The 316-nt window shown below is 66.1% G+C and carries 1 protein-coding gene; it reads left to right on the top strand.

Going from position 1 to position 316, the window contains the following annotated elements; all coding sequences use genetic code 11:
- Positions 1–316, top strand: a 316-nt coding sequence (locus tag EN850_RS35100) for an aminotransferase class I/II-fold pyridoxal phosphate-dependent enzyme (RefSeq protein ID WP_136093041.1), incomplete at both ends; no start/stop codon positions are given.

The following is a 316-nucleotide window of genomic DNA, read 5'->3' as shown; positions in this document are numbered from 1 at the left end:
CGCCGATGCCGCCGTCTGCAAGACAAAGCTGATCACCACCGACGGCGTGTTCTCGATGGATGGCTTCATCGCGCCGCTGGACGAGATCACCGCGCTGGCGAAGAAGTACAACGCGCTGGTGCACATCGACGAATGCCATGCCACCGGCTTCCTCGGTGCCACCGGTCGTGGCTCGGCCGAAGTGAAGGGCGTGCTGGACAGGATCGACATCATCACCGGCACCCTGGGCAAGGCCATGGGCGGCGCACTGGGCGGCTTCACCTGCGCCAGTGCCGAGGTGATCGAACTGCTGCGCCAGCGCTCGCGCCCGTACCTG

Origin of the sequence: Mesorhizobium sp. M8A.F.Ca.ET.207.01.1.1 (genome assembly GCF_004794715.1) — a bacterium.
Lineage (GTDB): Bacteria > Pseudomonadota > Alphaproteobacteria > Rhizobiales > Rhizobiaceae > Mesorhizobium.
This window is presented reverse-complemented; position numbering and strand designations above follow the sequence as displayed.